This is a genomic window from Devosia sp. (assembly GCF_028290625.1).
Taxonomy (GTDB): Bacteria; Pseudomonadota; Alphaproteobacteria; order Rhizobiales; family Devosiaceae; genus Devosia.
In genome coordinates, this window is the sequence record NZ_JAQGJM010000023.1 from 17,607 (window position 1) to 32,853 (window position 15,247).

Annotated in this window: 15 protein-coding genes; 6 read left to right on the forward strand and 9 right to left on the reverse strand. The window is 63.6% G+C overall.

The genetic code is table 11. From position 1 onward, the window contains the following. Window positions 1-28 precede the first annotated feature (28 nt). The gene (locus JWR51_RS12910) at window positions 29-811 is read right to left on the reverse strand and encodes a glucosamine-6-phosphate deaminase (protein WP_366525581.1); all 783 of its coding nucleotides are present in this window, start codon (window positions 809-811) and stop codon (window positions 29-31) included. Between the two features lie 153 nt (window positions 812-964). On the opposite strand from JWR51_RS12910, the gene JWR51_RS12915 reads away from it, so the two are divergent. Further along, window positions 965-1,963 carry a LacI family DNA-binding transcriptional regulator gene (locus tag JWR51_RS12915; RefSeq protein WP_299747991.1) on the forward strand — a complete coding sequence of 333 codons (999 nt, stop codon included), beginning with the start codon at window positions 965-967 and terminating at the stop codon, window positions 1,961-1,963. A gap of 36 nt (window positions 1,964-1,999) precedes the next feature. Here the strand turns inward: JWR51_RS12915 and JWR51_RS12920 are convergent, their stop codons facing one another. Genes JWR51_RS12920 through JWR51_RS12935 form a run of 4 tightly spaced genes read right to left on the reverse strand, consistent with a single transcriptional unit; the run spans window position 2,000 to window position 5,674 of the window. Then, the gene (locus JWR51_RS12920) at window positions 2,000-3,130 is read right to left on the reverse strand and encodes an ABC transporter permease (protein WP_299747993.1); all 1,131 of its coding nucleotides are present in this window, start codon (window positions 3,128-3,130) and stop codon (window positions 2,000-2,002) included. Beyond that, window positions 3,127-4,065, reverse strand: a complete 939-nt coding sequence (locus JWR51_RS12925) for an ABC transporter ATP-binding protein (protein WP_299747995.1) — start codon at window positions 4,063-4,065, stop codon at window positions 3,127-3,129. The genes JWR51_RS12920 and JWR51_RS12925 overlap by 4 nt, the downstream gene beginning before the upstream one ends. After that, window positions 4,062-5,003 (reverse strand): HlyD family efflux transporter periplasmic adaptor subunit, encoded by a 942-nt coding sequence (locus tag JWR51_RS12930; RefSeq protein ID WP_299747997.1) that lies wholly within the window; start codon window positions 5,001-5,003, stop codon window positions 4,062-4,064. The genes JWR51_RS12925 and JWR51_RS12930 overlap by 4 nt, the downstream gene beginning before the upstream one ends. Further along, window positions 5,000-5,674, reverse strand: coding sequence for a TetR/AcrR family transcriptional regulator (locus JWR51_RS12935; protein ID WP_299747999.1), 675 nt, complete (start codon window positions 5,672-5,674; stop codon window positions 5,000-5,002). Before JWR51_RS12935 ends, JWR51_RS12930 begins: the two co-directional genes overlap by 4 nt. Window positions 5,675-5,890: 216 nt before the next feature. Between JWR51_RS12935 and JWR51_RS12940 the strand changes: the two genes are divergently transcribed. The 3 genes from JWR51_RS12940 to JWR51_RS12950 all read left to right on the forward strand — a co-directional run bounded on the left by JWR51_RS12940 (window position 5,891) and on the right by JWR51_RS12950 (window position 9,472). Next, window positions 5,891-7,066 carry a phosphoserine transaminase gene (locus tag JWR51_RS12940; protein WP_299748056.1) on the forward strand — a complete coding sequence of 392 codons (1,176 nt, stop codon included), beginning with the start codon at window positions 5,891-5,893 and terminating at the stop codon, window positions 7,064-7,066. 98 nt (window positions 7,067-7,164) lie between these two features. Beyond that, window positions 7,165-8,748 carry a phosphoglycerate dehydrogenase gene (gene serA / locus JWR51_RS12945; protein ID WP_299748001.1) on the forward strand — a complete coding sequence of 528 codons (1,584 nt, stop codon included), beginning with the start codon at window positions 7,165-7,167 and terminating at the stop codon, window positions 8,746-8,748. 1 nt (window position 8,749) lies between these two features. Beyond that, on the forward strand, window positions 8,750-9,472 hold the full coding sequence (locus JWR51_RS12950; protein WP_299748003.1) for a GH25 family lysozyme: 723 nt from the start codon (window positions 8,750-8,752) through the stop codon (window positions 9,470-9,472). 36 nt (window positions 9,473-9,508) lie between these two features. Here JWR51_RS12950 and JWR51_RS12955 read toward each other — a convergent pair whose 3' ends face one another. The 3 genes from JWR51_RS12955 to JWR51_RS12965 are packed head-to-tail and all read right to left on the reverse strand — an operon-like array spanning window position 9,509 to window position 11,917. Then, window positions 9,509-10,828, reverse strand: a complete 1,320-nt coding sequence (locus JWR51_RS12955; RefSeq protein WP_299748005.1) for a HAMP domain-containing sensor histidine kinase — start codon at window positions 10,826-10,828, stop codon at window positions 9,509-9,511. A 29-nt stretch (window positions 10,829-10,857) separates the two neighbouring features. Continuing rightward, window positions 10,858-11,520 carry a response regulator transcription factor gene (locus tag JWR51_RS12960; RefSeq protein ID WP_299748058.1) on the reverse strand — a complete coding sequence of 221 codons (663 nt, stop codon included), beginning with the start codon at window positions 11,518-11,520 and terminating at the stop codon, window positions 10,858-10,860. Between the two features lies 1 nt (window position 11,521). After that, window positions 11,522-11,917, reverse strand: a complete 396-nt coding sequence (locus JWR51_RS12965) for a hypothetical protein (protein ID WP_299748007.1) — start codon at window positions 11,915-11,917, stop codon at window positions 11,522-11,524. Between the two features lie 121 nt (window positions 11,918-12,038). Between JWR51_RS12965 and JWR51_RS12970 the strand changes: the two genes are divergently transcribed. Further along, complete coding sequence (locus JWR51_RS12970; protein WP_299748009.1) at window positions 12,039-12,752, forward strand: hypothetical protein; 714 nt, start codon at window positions 12,039-12,041, stop codon at window positions 12,750-12,752. A gap of 76 nt (window positions 12,753-12,828) precedes the next feature. On the opposite strand, the gene JWR51_RS12975 is transcribed toward JWR51_RS12970, so the two are convergent. After that, window positions 12,829-13,773: a DMT family transporter gene (locus JWR51_RS12975; RefSeq protein WP_299748011.1), complete on the reverse strand. Its 945-nt coding sequence runs from the start codon at window positions 13,771-13,773 to the stop codon at window positions 12,829-12,831. Between the two features lie 157 nt (window positions 13,774-13,930). Here JWR51_RS12975 and JWR51_RS12980 point away from each other — a divergent pair, with 157 nt between their 5' ends. Further along, a complete protein-coding gene (locus JWR51_RS12980; protein WP_299748013.1) occupies window positions 13,931-15,220 on the forward strand; it encodes an adenylosuccinate synthase in 1,290 nt (429 codons plus the stop codon). Window positions 15,221-15,247 lie beyond the last annotated feature (27 nt).

Genomic DNA, 15,247 nt, shown 5'->3' on the forward strand with positions numbered 1-15,247 from the left:
GGGGCCTCCGGACAGCGCAGTCATGGCATCAGGCCTCGGGGTCAGAATCGGCATCCAGGTAGAGCGTGCAGTCCGCATGTCGGCGCAGGATGGAGGCCGGGCACGCGGTCGAGATGGGACCATTCAGCGCTGCATCGACCGCCGCACGCTTGGCCCGCGTGGGCACAATGCAGAAGAGCCGTTCGGCGCGCAACAGCCTGGGCACCGTCAGGGTGATTGCGCGTACGGGCACGTCGTCGAGCGTGGCGAAACAATCGTCGTCCACCTGCTGCTGGCGGCATTGCAGATCAAGATCGACGGGTTTGACGTCCAGCGGATCCTCGAAGTCAGCCACCGGCGGATCGTTGAAAGCCACGTGTCCGTTGACACCGATGCCCAGCAGCACAATGTCGATCGGCGCTTTGGCCAGCAGGGTCGCGTAGGCATTCGCAATCCCGGCTGGATCGGCACCCGGAACGATGCGATTGGCTGCCGCCAGCGGCACCCTGGAGAACACGTGGGTATCGAGCCAGGCGGCGAAACTCTCGGGCGCGCCCTCGGGAAGCCCGATATACTCATCCATATGGAATGCGGTGACGCGGGCCCAGTCGATACCGGGCTCGCTCACCAGCGCCACCAGCACATCGGACTGGCTGGGTGCCGCAGCGAAGATCAGGCGCGCCGAATGCTGCCTCGCCAGCCGCTCCCGCAATTCCTCGGCGATATCACGCGCTGCGGCCCGGCCCATTTCGCGCCGGTCGCGGAAGCTTTTGATCGTGAGATTGTCGACCCTGCGCCCGGGGCGCTGGGGATCGAGGCGAATGCCGTCCATAGTCTAGGCTTTCTGAACTGACCGGCTTGGCCGGCCTGAGAATGACCATTTCGCTTATCTTATGCAACCGGTTGCATGTCAAGAGATGGTCGATTGCGTTGCGGCGGCATTCGCAGGATAAACAGCGGAAACGAAGTCCTGAAAGGACCACTCATGTCGGAGGCGGACAAGAAGCTCACGCACACCATGGCGGATGTCGCCAAGGCGGCCGGCGTGTCCAAGTCGACGGTCTCGCGAGCCTTCACGCAACCATACCGCCTGACAGCGGAAACGGTCGAGCGCATCATCAAGATTGCCGAGGACTTCGGCTACGTCCCCAACCACACGGCGCGGGCGCTGAGCACGGGGCGGCATGGCAATCTGGCCCTTCTGGTGTCGGATGTCGCCAACCCCTTCTTCCCGCCCCTGATCCGTGCGGCGCAGATGGAAGCCGATACGGCCGATTTCTGCGTCTTCCTGGGCAATTCCGACGAGGATGCGCGCCAGGAGGACAAGTTGATCGACCGGTTCATATCGCAGGTGGAGGGCCTGCTGCTGGTGTCTTCGCGCCTCAATGCCGAGCGCATCCAGGTGCACGCGCGGCGCCGGCCACTGGCCCTCATCAATCTCGATGTCCCGGGCGTGCCGCGCGTTCTCATCGACAGCGCCACGGGCGTGCGCGACGCGATGAGCCACCTCGCCGATCTGGGTCACAAGCGGATCGCCTATGTCAGCGGGCCGCAAAACTCCTGGGCAAACCGGCAGCGGCGCAATGCCGTGCGCCTGGCCGCCCGCAAGTATGACATGACCGTCGAGATCATCAGTCCCGCCATACCCAGCTATGACACCGGCCGTGCGGTCGTCCCGCAACTGATCGAGAGCAAGGTAACTGCAGCGGTGGCGTTCGACGATCTCACGGCACAAGGCATCATGACGGGCATGGCCGAGCGCGGCATCGAGATCCCGCGGCATTTTTCGCTCGTGGGATGCGATGACGTGCTGGGCGCAGCCACCTATCCCTCGCTCACCACGGTATCGAATCGGTCGGACGAGGCCGGGCGCGCCGGCGTCCGCCTCTTGCTGGACATTATGGACGGCCGAATGGCTGGCGACACGCGGCTGGTGCTCGACACGCATCTGGTTGTGCGCCACACCACGGCGCCGCCCCTTTGAGGCCCCGGGCTTCCTGGCGCACTGCGGGGCGGATGCTCAGTCCAGGGTGAGACGGTAGCGCAACATGGCGATGGTCGAGATGACGATGAGGATCGCCAGCAGCGCCCAGAATTCGCCCGCGACATCGCCGATGTCGCCGCCCTTGAGCATCACGATCCGCACTACCCGCAGGAAATGGGTGGCGGGGACGATATTGCCGAGAATCTGGGCCCAGCCCGGCATGGCGGCGAAGGGGAAGAGGAACCCCGACAGCAGTACGGATGGCAGGATGGTGAACATCGAGAGCTGCATCGCCTGCATCTGCGAGCGCGACGCCGCCGAGATCAGGAAGCCCAGCGCCAGATTGACGATGATGAACAGGTTGAAGCCCACGAAGAATGCCCACCACGAGCCTTCGAACGGCACGCCGAAAAGGGTGAGGCCGGTGAGCAGGAACACGGCGGTCTGCACATAGCCGACGAACACATAGGGCAGGATTTTGCCCAGCATGACTTCCATGGGCCGGACCGGCGTGGCGATCAGCATTTCCATCGTGCCCCGTTCGCTCTCCTTGACGATGGCGACAGCGGTCATCATCACGAGCGTCATGGAGAGGATGATGGCGAGGAGGGCCGGCACGATATTGGTCGAGGTCTTGCCTTCCGGGTTATACATCTTCTGCACCGAAACCCCGAACGGGGCCGGGGAGGGGGTAAGGCTGGCGAGCGGGCCGGAGAAGGTTTCCGCCATCGCCGCTTGCACGATGCCGCTGAGTGCACCCACTGCGCCGCCCACCGCCGACGGATCGGAAGCGTCGGCGACCACGAGCAGGTTCGGCTTGAGGCCACGGATGACGTCGTGCTCGAAATTATCGGGGAAGATGATGACGAAGGAGGCGCTGCCTTCGCGCAGGGCCCGCTCGCCCGCAGCGGCGCCATTCACGGCGCCCTTTATGTCGAAATAGTCCGACACTCGCATGCCCGAAATGATCGCTCGGGTCAGCGGCCCGTCATCGCTCATTTCGATCAACGTTGGCATGTGGCGCGCGTCTGAATTGATGATGAAGCCGAAGAGCAGCAATTGCATGATCGGCAGCCCGATCATCATGGCGAAGGTGACGCGGTCGCGCCGCATCTGGATGAATTCCTTGGCGAGGACGGCAAAGAAGCGGGCAAAGGAAAATCTCATGCCGCGTCGCGGGCGAAATTGTCCCGCGCCCCCGCCATCAGGTAGATAAAGGCTTCTTCGAGCTCTGAGGTTTTCTCCGTCCATTCATGCGTGCCGTCTTGGCGATAGGCGGCGGCGACGGCGTCGAGCTTACTGCGATCGGTGCCCGATACGTGCAGGACCGAGCCGAAGCGTGCCACCTGCACGACGCCATCTTCCTGCCTGAGGCGGGCTTCAAGCTCCGAAATATCGGGGCCGGAGACCCGATAGGTGATGAGCCCGACCATGCCGGGAATGTCGGCTGCCCTTCCATCGATCAGCTTCTTGCCATAGGCGATGTAGGTGATGAAATCGCACTGGATTGCCTCGTCCATGTAATGGGTCGAGACCAGCACGGTGACACCCTTGGCTGAAAGCCGGCGGATTTCATCCCAGAAATCGCGCCGCGCCTTGGGATCGACGCCGGCGGTCGGCTCGTCGAGCAGCAGCAATTGCGGTTCGTGCAGCAGGCAGGCGGCAAGCGCCAGCCGCTGCTTCCAGCCGCCCGAGAGTGAGCCCGCAAGCTGCTTTTGCCGATCGGCCAGACCCAGATCGGTCAAGGCAGCATCGACCCGCTCCCGGCGCCGGTCCAGCCGGTACATGCGCGCGACGAAATCGAGATTTTCGCGGATCGACAGGTCCTCGTAATAGGAGAATTTCTGGGTCATGTAGCCGACCCTCTCCTTGATCTGGTCTGCCTGCTTGCGCACGTCGAAGCCGAGGCACGTGCCATCGCCTTCGTCGGGGGTCAGCAGGCCACAGAGCATGCGGATGGTGGTGGTCTTGCCCGAGCCATTGGGGCCCAGAAAGCCATAGATGGCGCCGCGCGGCACTCTGACGTCGAAATGGTCGACCACGCGCTTCTCGCCGAAATTCTTGGTGAGGCCGCGCACGTCGATGACCGGCTCGTCGTTCATTTGGCGATCGTCACCGGCTGGCCCGGCGGTAGGGTGCCACCATCGAGCCTAGCCTCGACAAGGAAGGTCAGCCGGTTGCGCTCGTCGCGGCTGTAGATCACCGGGGGCGTGAATTGCGGATCGGAGGCGAAGTAACTGACCGTGGCGGTCAGCCCCGTAGCGCAACCGTCGCAACTGACCTGCAGCTGCTGGCCCAGCGTGAACGAGGGTCGATCAGCCTCAGGCAGGTAGAACTTGACCTTGAGCGCCCCGGCGGGCAGCAGCGCCACCACAGGCGTGCCGGCGGCGACGATTTCGCCTTGCGCGAAGAACACGCGCTCGACCCGAGCTGCCACCGGCGCCACGATTGTGCGATCCGCCAGATCGGCGCGGGCCTTCTCCGCATTGGCTTGTGCCACCAGCAGCGAGGCCTCAGCGCCGACGCGCTGCGGATCGCGCGCCGGGAGTTCGGCGACACGCAATTGCGCGTCCAACTGGGCAACCTGCGCTGCGGCGCTCTTGAGCGTCGCGCCATCCTGGTCGGCCTTGGCCTGCGGCACCAGGCCCTGAGCCAGCAATTGATCGGTGCGCTCCGATTGCGACCGGGCCAGCACCAGGTCTGCTTGCGCCTTGTCGAGGCTGGCGCGGATCACGTCGATTTCGGCCGTGCGGCTGCCGGTGGCGAGATTGTCGACATTGGCCTGCGCGACATCGACCTGGGCCTCGGCGGCATCGAGCGCCGCCTGCTGCTGCCGGCTGTCGAGCACAAAGAGCACATCGCCGGAATTCACCGCTCCACCATCCTGGACCTGCATGGCGGTAATCGGGCCGGGGCCCTGTGCGCTGACATAGACGTAGTCGGCCTCCACATAGCCGTTCCATTGCGCCGGCTCGGACACGCCGAAACCGGGGACGACAAGCGCGATCAACCCGGTCATCCAGGCAAGGATATCGCTCATGGCTCCCCCCGCGGCTTTGCTTGCTGACCGGCGGGCGCCGCGCTCAATCCATCGAAGAGAATGGCGAGGTGATTATCGATGAGCCGGTCCAGCTCCAATCCGCCGGCCGGCATGATGCCGAAGACTTCGGCCAGCACCACATGCAGCATGATCGGCCCCACGATGGAGCGGATGGTGAGTTCGGGATCGACCGGCTTCAGATAACCGGCAGCGATCCCCTTGCGGATCACCCCCGCCATCACCGGCAAAGCGCGATCCAGCACTTCGGCCCTATACATTTCGGCAAGCTGAGGAAAGCCCAGCACCTCGCGCAGCACGACCTTGGGAATAGCCACCATCTTGGGATCGGCGAACCGCTTCCCCAGGGTCTTGATCACCATGGCGATGACGGCGCGCGGGTCCCCATCAAAGTCCTTGAGCGTGGTGAGGGCGGAACTGGCGATCGGCACGATGGCGCGACGCACCAGACCCTCCAGCAGCGATTCCTTGGAGGGAAAATAGAGGTAGACCGTGCCCTTGCTGACGCCCGCCCGCGTCGCGATGTCCTCGACGCGCGTGGCCGCGAACCCCTTCTCGATAAAGAGCGCCAGAGCCGCATCCAGCACCTCGTCCGGCCGAGCCTCGGCACGCCGGCGGAACTTCAGGTCGCGACCTTTTGCGGTGTCAGGCATGTCCAGTTTCCTAAATGACTTCTCAGTCAGTTTCTTTAATAACTGACTGGCCAGTTATTACAAGGAATTTTTGGGATGATTGGCGTCCTGCCGCAGTAGCAGATGCGGCAAAAGGTGCATTGACGGGGAGGGTGGTTCGGGCGTATCTCCCGCGTCAGGACATCTTGCCCTAACGCAAGACGCATAGACCTGGGAGGGTCGCTGAATATGGCTGATATGCCCCATACCGCACCGGCGGTGAAACCGGCTAATGCAAATTTTTCTTCGGGCCCGTGTGCCAAGCGTCCTGGCTGGACGGTTGAGGCGCTTGCTGGTGCCCTGGTGGGTCGTTCGCACCGCTCCAAGCCGGGCAAGGCCCGCATTCAGCGCGCCATCGATTTGACGCGCGAGCTGCTGGAAGTGCCGGCGGATTACCGCATCGGCATCGTGCCTGCATCCGATACCGGCGCGGTCGAAATGGCGCTGTGGAGCATGCTGGGCGAGCGCGGCGTCGATATGCTGGTCTGGGAAAGCTTCGGCGAGGGCTGGGTCACCGACGTGTCCAAGCAGCTCAAGCTCGATGACGTGCGCATCGTCAAGGCTGGCTATGGCGAATTGCCAGACCTCAGCCAGGTCGATACCGACCGCGACGTGGTGTTCACCTGGAACGGCACGACGTCCGGCGTGCGCGTGCCGAACGCCGACTGGATCAAGGCTGACCGCAAGGGCCTGACGATCTGCGACGCCACCTCGGCGGCGTTTGCGCAGAAGCTGGAATTCGACAAGCTCGATGTGGTGACCTTCTCCTGGCAGAAGGCGCTTGGTGGCGAAGGCGCGCATGGCGTGCTGATCCTGAGCCCCCGCGCCGTCGAGCGGCTGGAAACCTTCAAGCCCGACCGCCCGCTGCCCAAGATTTTCCGCCTGACCAAGGGCGGCAAGCTGCTCGAGGAAGTCTTCGAAGCCGCGACCATCAACACGCCCTCGATGATCTGCATCGAAGACGCAGTGGACGCCATGGAATGGGGCCTGCGCGAGGGTGGCCTCAAGGCGCTGCAGGGCCGGGCCGACGCCAACTTCAAGGTGCTGGCCGATTGGGTCGCCAAGACCGACTGGGTCGAATTTTTGGCCAAGGACGCGGCGTTCCGTTCCAACACCTCGGTGTGCTTCTCGATCGTCGATCCGGCCGTGACGGCGCTCGATGCCGACAAGCAGGCGGCGTTCGCCAAGGCGATCGTGTCGCGGCTCGACAAGGCCGGCGTGGCCTATGACATCGGCGCCTACAAGGACGCCCCGTCGGGATTGCGCATCTGGGCCGGCTCGACGATCGAGGCGGCATCATTGGCCGCGCTGACGCCTTGGCTGGACTATGCGTTCGCCGAAGAGAAGGCTGCGCTGGCGAAGGCTGCGGCCTAGGCATCATCGGGCCCGCCTTCCGGCGGGCTGCTTCCCCAAATTCATGCGTGGTCGCAGGTTCAAATCTTGCTCCCGCAACCAATGTTCAGGAGGGCTTCATGCCCAAGGTTCTCGTTTCCGACAAGCTCAGCCCGACCGCCGTCCAGATCTTCAAGGATAATGGCGTCGAGGTGGACTACCTGCCCGATCTGGGCAAGGACAAGGAAAAGCTGCTCGAAGTCATCGGGCAATATGATGGTCTTGCCATCCGCTCGGCCTCCAAGATCACCGAGAAGATCATTGCGGCGGCGACCAATCTGAAGGTCATCGGCCGCGCCGGCATCGGCGTCGACAATGTCGATATCCCGGCTGCCACCGCCAAGGGCATCATCGTGATGAATACGCCATTCGGTAATTCCATCACCACGGCCGAACACGCCATTTCCCTGATGATGGCGCTGGCTCGCCAGCTGCCGGAGGCCGACGCTTCGACCCGTGCCGGCAAGTGGGAAAAGAACCGCTTCATGGGCGTGGAAGTCACCAACAAGACCCTGGGCCTGATCGGCGCCGGCAATATCGGCTCGATCGTTGCCGACCGGGCGCTGGGCCTGCGCATGAAGGTCATCGCCTTCGATCCGTTCCTGACCCCGGAACGCGCCCAGACACTGGGCGTCGAAAAAGTCGAGCTGGATGATCTTCTGGCCCGCGCCGATTTCATTACCCTCCACACGCCGTTGATCGACGCGACCCGCAACATCATCAGCGCCGAAGCCCTGGCGAAGACCAAGAAGGGCGTGCGCATCATCAACTGCGCCCGTGGTGGCCTGATTGATGAAGCGGCGCTCTACGATGCGCTGAAATCCGGCCACGTTGCCGGCGCGGCGCTCGACGTGTTCCTCGAAGAACCGGCCCAGAACAGCCCGCTGTTCGAGCTGCCCAATGTCATCTGCACGCCCCATCTGGGCGCGGCGACGACCGAAGCGCAGGAGAATGTGGCGCTGCAGGTGGCCGAGCAGATTTCGGCCTATCTGATGAGCGGCGAAATCACCAACGCGCTCAACTTCCCGTCGATTTCGGCCGAGGAAGCGCCGATCCTGACGCCGTTCATCAAGCTGGCCGAAGTGCTGGGCTCGTTTGCGGGCCAGCTCACCGAAACGGCGATCAGGGGCATTCGCATCGAGTTCGAGGGCAATGTCGCGGCGATGAACACCCGTCCCATGGTGGCAGCGGCGCTCAATGGCGTGCTCAAGCCAATGATGGGCGAGGTCAACATGGTCTCGGCCCCGCAGATCGCCAAGGATCGTGGCATCAATGTCGAGGTCATTACACGCGAGCAGCAGGGCGCCTATGAGAACTATATCCGCCTGACGGTGATGACCGAGCGGCAGGAACGTGGCGTCGCCGGGACGGTGTTCGCCAATGGCAAGCCGCGCGTCATCCAGGTCAAGGGCATCAACATGGAGGCCGAACTGACGCCGTCCATGCTGTATGTGACCAACGAGGACAAGCCGGGCCATATCGGGCGTCTGGGGACGCTGCTCGGCAAGCTTGGCATCAACATCGCCAACTTCAACCTTGGCCGCGTCGAGATCGGGCAGGACGCTATCGCGCTCGTCTCGATCGACGGCACGCTGACCGAGCCGCAACTGGCCGAAATCGCCGGCCTCGAAGGCGTCAAACAAGCTCGCGCGCTGCGGTTCTGAGATGAACACCATCTTGCGCCGATTGCTGATTGGCGCAGGAGCCGTGCTGCTCGTGGGCATCGTCGTCCTGGGCGCGGGGTGGCTGTATTTCGTCAATTATTCTCCGGACCGGGCGCGATATCCGGTTCGGGGGATCGACGTGTCGCACCATCAGGGCGCGATCGACTGGCCGCTTGTGGCGGCGGATGATGTGAGCTTTGTCATCATCAAGGCCACCGAAGGCGGCGATTATGTCGATGAGCGGTTCGCAGAAAACCTGCGGGATGCGCGGGCGGCGGGGCTGACGGTCGGCGCTTATCACTATTTCACACTGTGCCGGCCCGGTGCCGAGCAGGCCGCCAATTTTCTGGCGACGGTGCCGCGAGATCAGGATTTGCTGCCACCGGTGGTCGACCTGGAATATGAGGGCAATTGCGATGCTGATCGCTCCCCGGAGGCGGTGCGGGCCGAGCTGGATGCGTTTCTCGCACCGGTCGAAGCGGCATTCGGGCAGCAGGCGGTGTTCTACATTACCTACGGGTTCTTCGACGACTACGCCAAATATCTGCCGCGGCGGCCATTGTGGACGCGCTGGATAGCCTGGCACCCGGCCGATGAAAACTGGCTGCTGTGGCAATATCATAATGCCGGCCGGGTCAACGGCATCGATGGCGACGTCGATCTCAACGTGCTTCAGGGCGGCCGCGAAACCCTGACGAGTTTGGTACGTCTCAGTCCGGCATGACTGGTAACTTGCTGCGCCATGGTCTTGTGGCTGTTGTCAGTCCTGGATTGCGCTGGCCAGTGGTAAGCGCAACCGCACCAGCAGTCCGCCGCTTTCGGGGCGCTCGAAAACCATCGAACCGCCGTTGAGGGCGACGATGTTACTGGCGATGGCAAGGCCGAGCCCGTGACCGCTGCCGCTTTCGTCAAAGCGCCGGCCGCGCTGGCCCAATGCCGATAGCTGGGCGTCATCAAGCCCCGGGCCGTCATCGCGAACGGTGACTTCGGCCATGTCATCGACCCGTTGGGCAGTTACCAGGATTGAATCTGTGGCCCAGCGGGCGGCGTTTTCCAGCACTACGCCGAGCAGTTCAATCAGGTCGTTCACGTCGATGTCCACGTCGAGCGGATCGGCATTGACGGTCCAGGCGAGCTTTTCTCCCTGGGGCGTGCGTTCGACCACTGCCAGGGTGCGCTGCAGGGCTGTCTCTAGCGAGGCGCGCAGCACGTGCTGCCGGGTGCGGTGCCGCAGGCGCGACAGATGCAATTGATAGTCGATACGTTCGAGCATCTCGCCGGCAAGGGTATCGACCTTGTCGGCTATATCGCCGTCGCCGTTGCTGCGCAGGGTTTCGGCCAGATTGCCGAGGACGGCCAGGGGGGTCTTCAGGCCATGCGCCAGATCGGCGGCGCGGTGCCGAGCAAATTCGACTGAGCTGGCCTGGCTTGCCAGGAGGGCGTCGATCTCGGCGACCAGCGGCTGCACTTCCCTTGGATAAACGCCCAGCATGGCTGAGCCGTCGCCACGGCGCACTGCCGCAACGCCGATGCGCACGCTATCGAGCGGGGCAAGGCCCAGGCGCACCTGCAGATAGGCCGCGCCCATCAGGCTGGCGCCGAGCAAAGCGAGGCCGACGAGCAGCGCCATGCCGAATTGCTTGATGGATTGATCGATCACACCGCGATCCGCCGCCACAGTCACCAGATAGCTGACCCCGCCGGGCAGATCGATCTGTCGCGTCAGGGCCGACAGGGTTTGCCCGTTGGGGCCAGCGAGCCGAGCGAATTGCTGGTTTTCTCCGGGCCCGATGCGCGGCGCGAGCACGGCGTCCCACAGGGAGGCCGAACGGAGCGATGCGCCGCTCTGGATGGGGTCGATCTGCCAGTAATAGCCGCTCAGCGGGATGTCGTAACGCGGATCGCCCGGGCTTTGTGACAGCGCCAGCGTCGCCGCGTCGGTATCGATGACCGCAGCGATGCGGCTGATTCCTGCCGACAATTCCATCCGCACGTTTTGCTCGACCGTCCGCACGAAGAGATAGCCGATGCCTATTGCAGCCAGTAGCAAGGCCAGGCCAATCCACAGGGCGGCCAGCACCAGGAGCCGACGGCGAATGGAGACCGGGGTCAGTTGGGTTCACCAATGGCGTAGCCGAAGCCCCGGCGTGTCACGATCACATGGCTGCCCAGCCGCTTGCGGACGCGGCCGACCAGCACTTCGACTGCATTGGAATCGCGCTCGTAGTCCTGGGCATAGAGGTGTTCGGTGATTTCCAGCTGCGAAACGGCGCGGCCGCGCCGATGGGCAAGGAAGGCCACAAGGCGATACTCCTGGGGCGGCATGGGAATAGCTACGCCTTCGCGGAAGACCTGCATGGCGGTGAAATCGAAGGTGAGATCGCCGACATCGACCTGCGAGGATGCAAAGCCAGCAGAGCGGCGGATCAGCGCGCGCAGCCGGGCGAGAAGTTCCTCGATGCGGAAGGGCTTGACGAGGTAATCGTCGGCGCCGGCCTCGATACCGTCCACGCGCTCGCGCCAGTCGCCGCGGGCCGTCAGGATCAGCACCGGCGCGTTGCGTTGGGCGCGGCGCCAGCGCTTGAGCACGGTGAGGCCGTCCAGCGTGGGCAATCCGAGGTCAAGGATGATGGCGTCGAACGCCTCGGTGTCGCCGCGGAACCAGGCTTCCTCGCCATCGGCCTCGCGCTCCACGATGAAGCCCGCACCGGTCAGCGCCTCGCCGAGGGTCGAGGCAATGCGGTGATCGTCTTCGGCAACCAGAATGCGCAGGTCATTCTCCTTCCAGAGCGGCGCCGGTATCGGCGCGAAAATAGAGCACGCGCAATTGGCCGGAAGCCGACAACAGTTTGAAGCGGTAGACAAGTTGGCCGTCCGCCAGAACGAACTGTGCATCGATGAGCTGGTCAACGATGCCGTTGCGGGACACGATTTCCCCCAGCGGCAGCGCGCGCCTGCTTTGCACCGCCTCCAGCGCTGTTTCATGCGGCGCGGGGGTGGGGCGCGCCGGAGATGCGGCAGGCGCGGCAGGCCCAGCGGGTGAGGCGGGAGGTGATGAGCCACCGTCGCCGGGTCCGCCCCCGCCCGACGGTTGCGCAAGAGCCGGCAAGGGCCCGGCAAGGGCCGTGGCCAGGCAAAGCAGAACCAAGATTTTTGAACGCGCGCGCATGGCTGATCATCTACTCCAGGCAAGCTGACGGCAAGCTGACGGCAAGCTGACATCGGGCTCACGGCCCTGTCAGGCGGCATGTTGCATGGTGAGCGGGTCGAACCAAAAAAGGAGACGACCCATGCAAAAGAAGACCCTTACCATTCTGGCCGCTTCGTGCCTCGCCCTCACGCTGGCTCAGGCCAGCCTTGCCAATGACCATGGTGGACCTAGCCATGACGGCGGCGGTCATGAGGCACAGTCGAGTGCTCCGACCGGCGAGAGCGAGCATACCCAGGAAAGCGCCGGTCCCGTCGCGCAGCCGCATGAGAGCGCGCAGCAATCGGTCTCGACCGAGCAGAGCACGACCGGTTCGGCGAGCGCACCGCTGGTCGATGCGAATGGCCAGGCGGTCGATATCGATGGCAATGCCATTGCCCTCGAAGACCTGCCGGCCGTCTCGACCGAACAGGGCACGACCGGTTCGGCGAGCGCACCGCTGGTTGATGCGAATGGCCAGGCGGTTGATGCCGATGGCAATGCCATTGCCCTCGAAGACCTGCCGGCAATCTCGACCGAACAGGGCACGACCGGTTCGGCGAGCGCGCCGCTGGTGGACGAGAATGGCCAGGCGGTGGATGCCGATGGCAATGCCATTGCCCTCGAAGACCTGCCGGCAATCTCGACCGGGCAGAGCACGACCGGTTCGGTGAGCGCACCGCTGGTGGATGAGAACGGCCAGGCCGTCGATGCCGATGGCAACGCCATTGCCGTCGAGGATCTGCCGCCGGCTCGCACGGTGGTTGAGTGGCTGTCTCGACAGGACTTCGGTGGCCTGTTCGGCGGGGACAACTAACCCTCGGCGCCGCCCATAGGACATACCAAGTCCTGCACCAAACGTGTCGCCCGCTGCCCAAGGTAGTGGGCGACAGCTATTTTGGCTGCCGCGCCGACCATTCCGCCAGCACAATGCCGCCGATGATGATGGCGGCGGAGAGGTAGTGGTAGAGTTCCAGATGCTCGCCGATGATCAGCACCGAGAGCAGGGTGCCAAAAACCGGGATCAGATTGTGGCTGGGGGCGGCGCGGTTGGCGCCGAGCAGTTCGACGCCGCGGGCATAAAAGATCTGGCTGAACATGGACGGGAAAATCATCACATAGGCAAGGACGCCCCAAACCTTGGGTGAGGCATGGGCGAGATTGGCGAACTGGGAAAGCCCGCCACCGAACAGTTGCAAGGTGATCAGTCCGGTGACGGCGGCGCCCGCGAAGGCGACGCCGAGAAAGCTCATCAGATGCACGTCGGGGCGGTATTTCAGCGCCAGCGTATAGATGGTGTAGGTGAGGCAGGCGACGATGACATAGGCGTCGCCCATATTGATGTCGAGCCTGAGTAGGCGTGTGGGATCACCATGGGTGGCGGTGAGAATCACCCCGCTGATGGCGATGATGACCCCGGCGACCTGCAAGGCGCGGGCGCGCACCTGGAAAACGATAAAATTGGCGCCGAGAATCATCATCGGCAGGGCGGCCTGCTCGATCGATGAATTGACCACGGTGGTGGTTTTCAGCCCGACATATAGAAAGACATTGAACAAGGCGTAGCCGATTGCTCCATAGGCCATCAGCAGCGGCCAATGGCGCCGCACCACGGGCCAGTCCCGGCGCAAATGCGGCCAGGCGAAGGGCAGAATGACCAAAAGGGCGCCCAGGCAGCGCGTCGCCAGCAGCAGGAAGGGGTCGATCTCGCCGATCGCCAGCTTGGCCGCAACGCCATTGCCGCCCCAGAATAATGGGGCCAGTATCAGCATCAGATAGGGCTGGTCGAGCAGCCGGGCGGTTATGCCGCGATTTTGGGTGGCCACCGGCTTTGTCATCGTCGCTCGGGTGATGTAAGGACAGTCGGACTTAGCAGTTATTCGGCCGCGATCAAATGTCCTAAGCGGACGAAGCAACGATGGTGACGGCTTATACGCCAAGCGACCCAAAGGGGTCGAGGCGTCATGGCCGTGCCGATCTTGGGGAATTAAGCGCATGGCAAATGTGGTTGTCGTCGGCTCGCAGTGGGGCGACGAGGGCAAGGGCAAGATCGTGGACTGGCTTTCGGAGCGCGCCGACGTCGTCGTGCGCTTCCATGGCGGTCACAATGCCGGCCACACCCTGGTCATCGACGGGGTGAGCTACAAGCTGGCGCTGCTGCCTTCGGGGCTGGTGCAGGGCAAATTCTCGGTCATCGGCAATGGCGTGGTCGTCGATCCGCACCATTTCGTGATCGAGCTGGCCAAGTTGCGCGCGCAGGGCGTCGAGATTACGCCCGAACTGCTGCGCATCGCGGATAACGCCCCGCTGATCCTGTCGCTGCATCGCGAACTCGATTCGATCCGCGAGGACTCCAATGCAGGGCTCAAGATCGGCACCACCAAGCGCGGCATCGGGCCGGCTTACGAGGACAAGGTGGGTCGCCGCGCGATCCGCCTGATCGATCTCAGCGAACCCGAGACGCTGATGCCCAAGATCGAGCGGCTGCTGCTGCATCACAATGCGCTGCGTCGCGGCATGGGGCTGATCGAGATCGATGCCGATGCGATCTATGAGGAACTGACGTCGGTTGCCGACCAGATACTGCCCTTCATGGACCAAGTGTGGCGCATTCTCGATGAAAAGCGCAAGGCGGGCGCCCGTATCCTGTTCGAAGGTGCGCAGGGCGCCTTGCTGGACAATGACCACGGCACCTATCCGTTCGTGACCTCGTCCAACACCGTGGCAGGGCAGGCGGCGGCGGGTTCGGGCCTTGGGCCGACTGCAATTGGCTATGTGCTGGGCATCACCAAGGCCTATACGACCCGCGTCGGCGAGGGCCCGTTCCCTTGCGAACTCAATGACGAAGTTGGCCGCCATCTGGCCACCGTCGGCAAGGAAGTGGGCGTCAATACCGGGCGGCCACGCCGCTGCGGCTGGTTCGACGCGGTGCTGGTGCGCCAGACTGTGCGCACGTCGGGCATTTCGGGCATTGCGCTGACTAAGTTGGACGTGCTGGATGGGCTTAAAGAGATTAAGGTGTGCGTCGGGTACGAACTCGATGGATCACGGATTGATTATTTGCCTGCCTCAATGGGGGCACAAGCGCGCGTTAAGCCGATTTACGAGGTGCTCGAAGGCTGGTCCGAAACGACCGCCGGAGCGCGCAGTTGGGCCGAACTTCCCGCGCAGGCGGTTAAGTATGTGCGCTATATTGAAGAGCTGATCGGGGCCCCCGTGGCGATGCTGTCGACGAGCCCGGAACGGCTGGATACCATTCTGGTGCATGACCCATTCCAAGATTGAGATTTTTTGTTACAAGATATCCGCAAT

What these genes read in the sequence shown, in the direction of transcription:
- JWR51_RS12935 (WP_299747999.1), bottom strand. Translation starts at nt 5,674, where the DNA reads ATGCCTGACACCGCAAAAGGTCGCGACCTGAAGTTCCGCCGGCGTGCC.
- JWR51_RS12975 (WP_299748011.1), bottom strand. Translation starts at nt 13,773, where the DNA reads ATGACAAAGCCGGTGGCCACCCAAAATCGCGGCATAACCGCCCGGCTG.
- JWR51_RS12910 (WP_366525581.1), bottom strand. Translation starts at nt 811, where the DNA reads ATGGACGGCATTCGCCTCGATCCCCAGCGCCCCGGGCGCAGGGTCGAC.
- JWR51_RS12980 (WP_299748013.1), top strand. Translation starts at nt 13,931, where the DNA reads ATGGCAAATGTGGTTGTCGTCGGCTCGCAGTGGGGCGACGAGGGCAAG.
- JWR51_RS12920 (WP_299747993.1), bottom strand. Translation starts at nt 3,130, where the DNA reads ATGAGATTTTCCTTTGCCCGCTTCTTTGCCGTCCTCGCCAAGGAATTC.
- JWR51_RS12930 (WP_299747997.1), bottom strand. Translation starts at nt 5,003, where the DNA reads ATGAGCGATATCCTTGCCTGGATGACCGGGTTGATCGCGCTTGTCGTC.
- JWR51_RS12965 (WP_299748007.1), bottom strand. Translation starts at nt 11,917, where the DNA reads ATGCGCGCGCGTTCAAAAATCTTGGTTCTGCTTTGCCTGGCCACGGCC.
- JWR51_RS12915 (WP_299747991.1), top strand. Translation starts at nt 965, where the DNA reads ATGTCGGAGGCGGACAAGAAGCTCACGCACACCATGGCGGATGTCGCC.
- JWR51_RS12950 (WP_299748003.1), top strand. Translation starts at nt 8,750, where the DNA reads ATGAACACCATCTTGCGCCGATTGCTGATTGGCGCAGGAGCCGTGCTG.
- JWR51_RS12970 (WP_299748009.1), top strand. Translation starts at nt 12,039, where the DNA reads ATGCAAAAGAAGACCCTTACCATTCTGGCCGCTTCGTGCCTCGCCCTC.
- JWR51_RS12925 (WP_299747995.1), bottom strand. Translation starts at nt 4,065, where the DNA reads ATGAACGACGAGCCGGTCATCGACGTGCGCGGCCTCACCAAGAATTTC.
- serA (WP_299748001.1), top strand. Translation starts at nt 7,165, where the DNA reads ATGCCCAAGGTTCTCGTTTCCGACAAGCTCAGCCCGACCGCCGTCCAG.
- JWR51_RS12940 (WP_299748056.1), top strand. Translation starts at nt 5,891, where the DNA reads ATGCCCCATACCGCACCGGCGGTGAAACCGGCTAATGCAAATTTTTCT.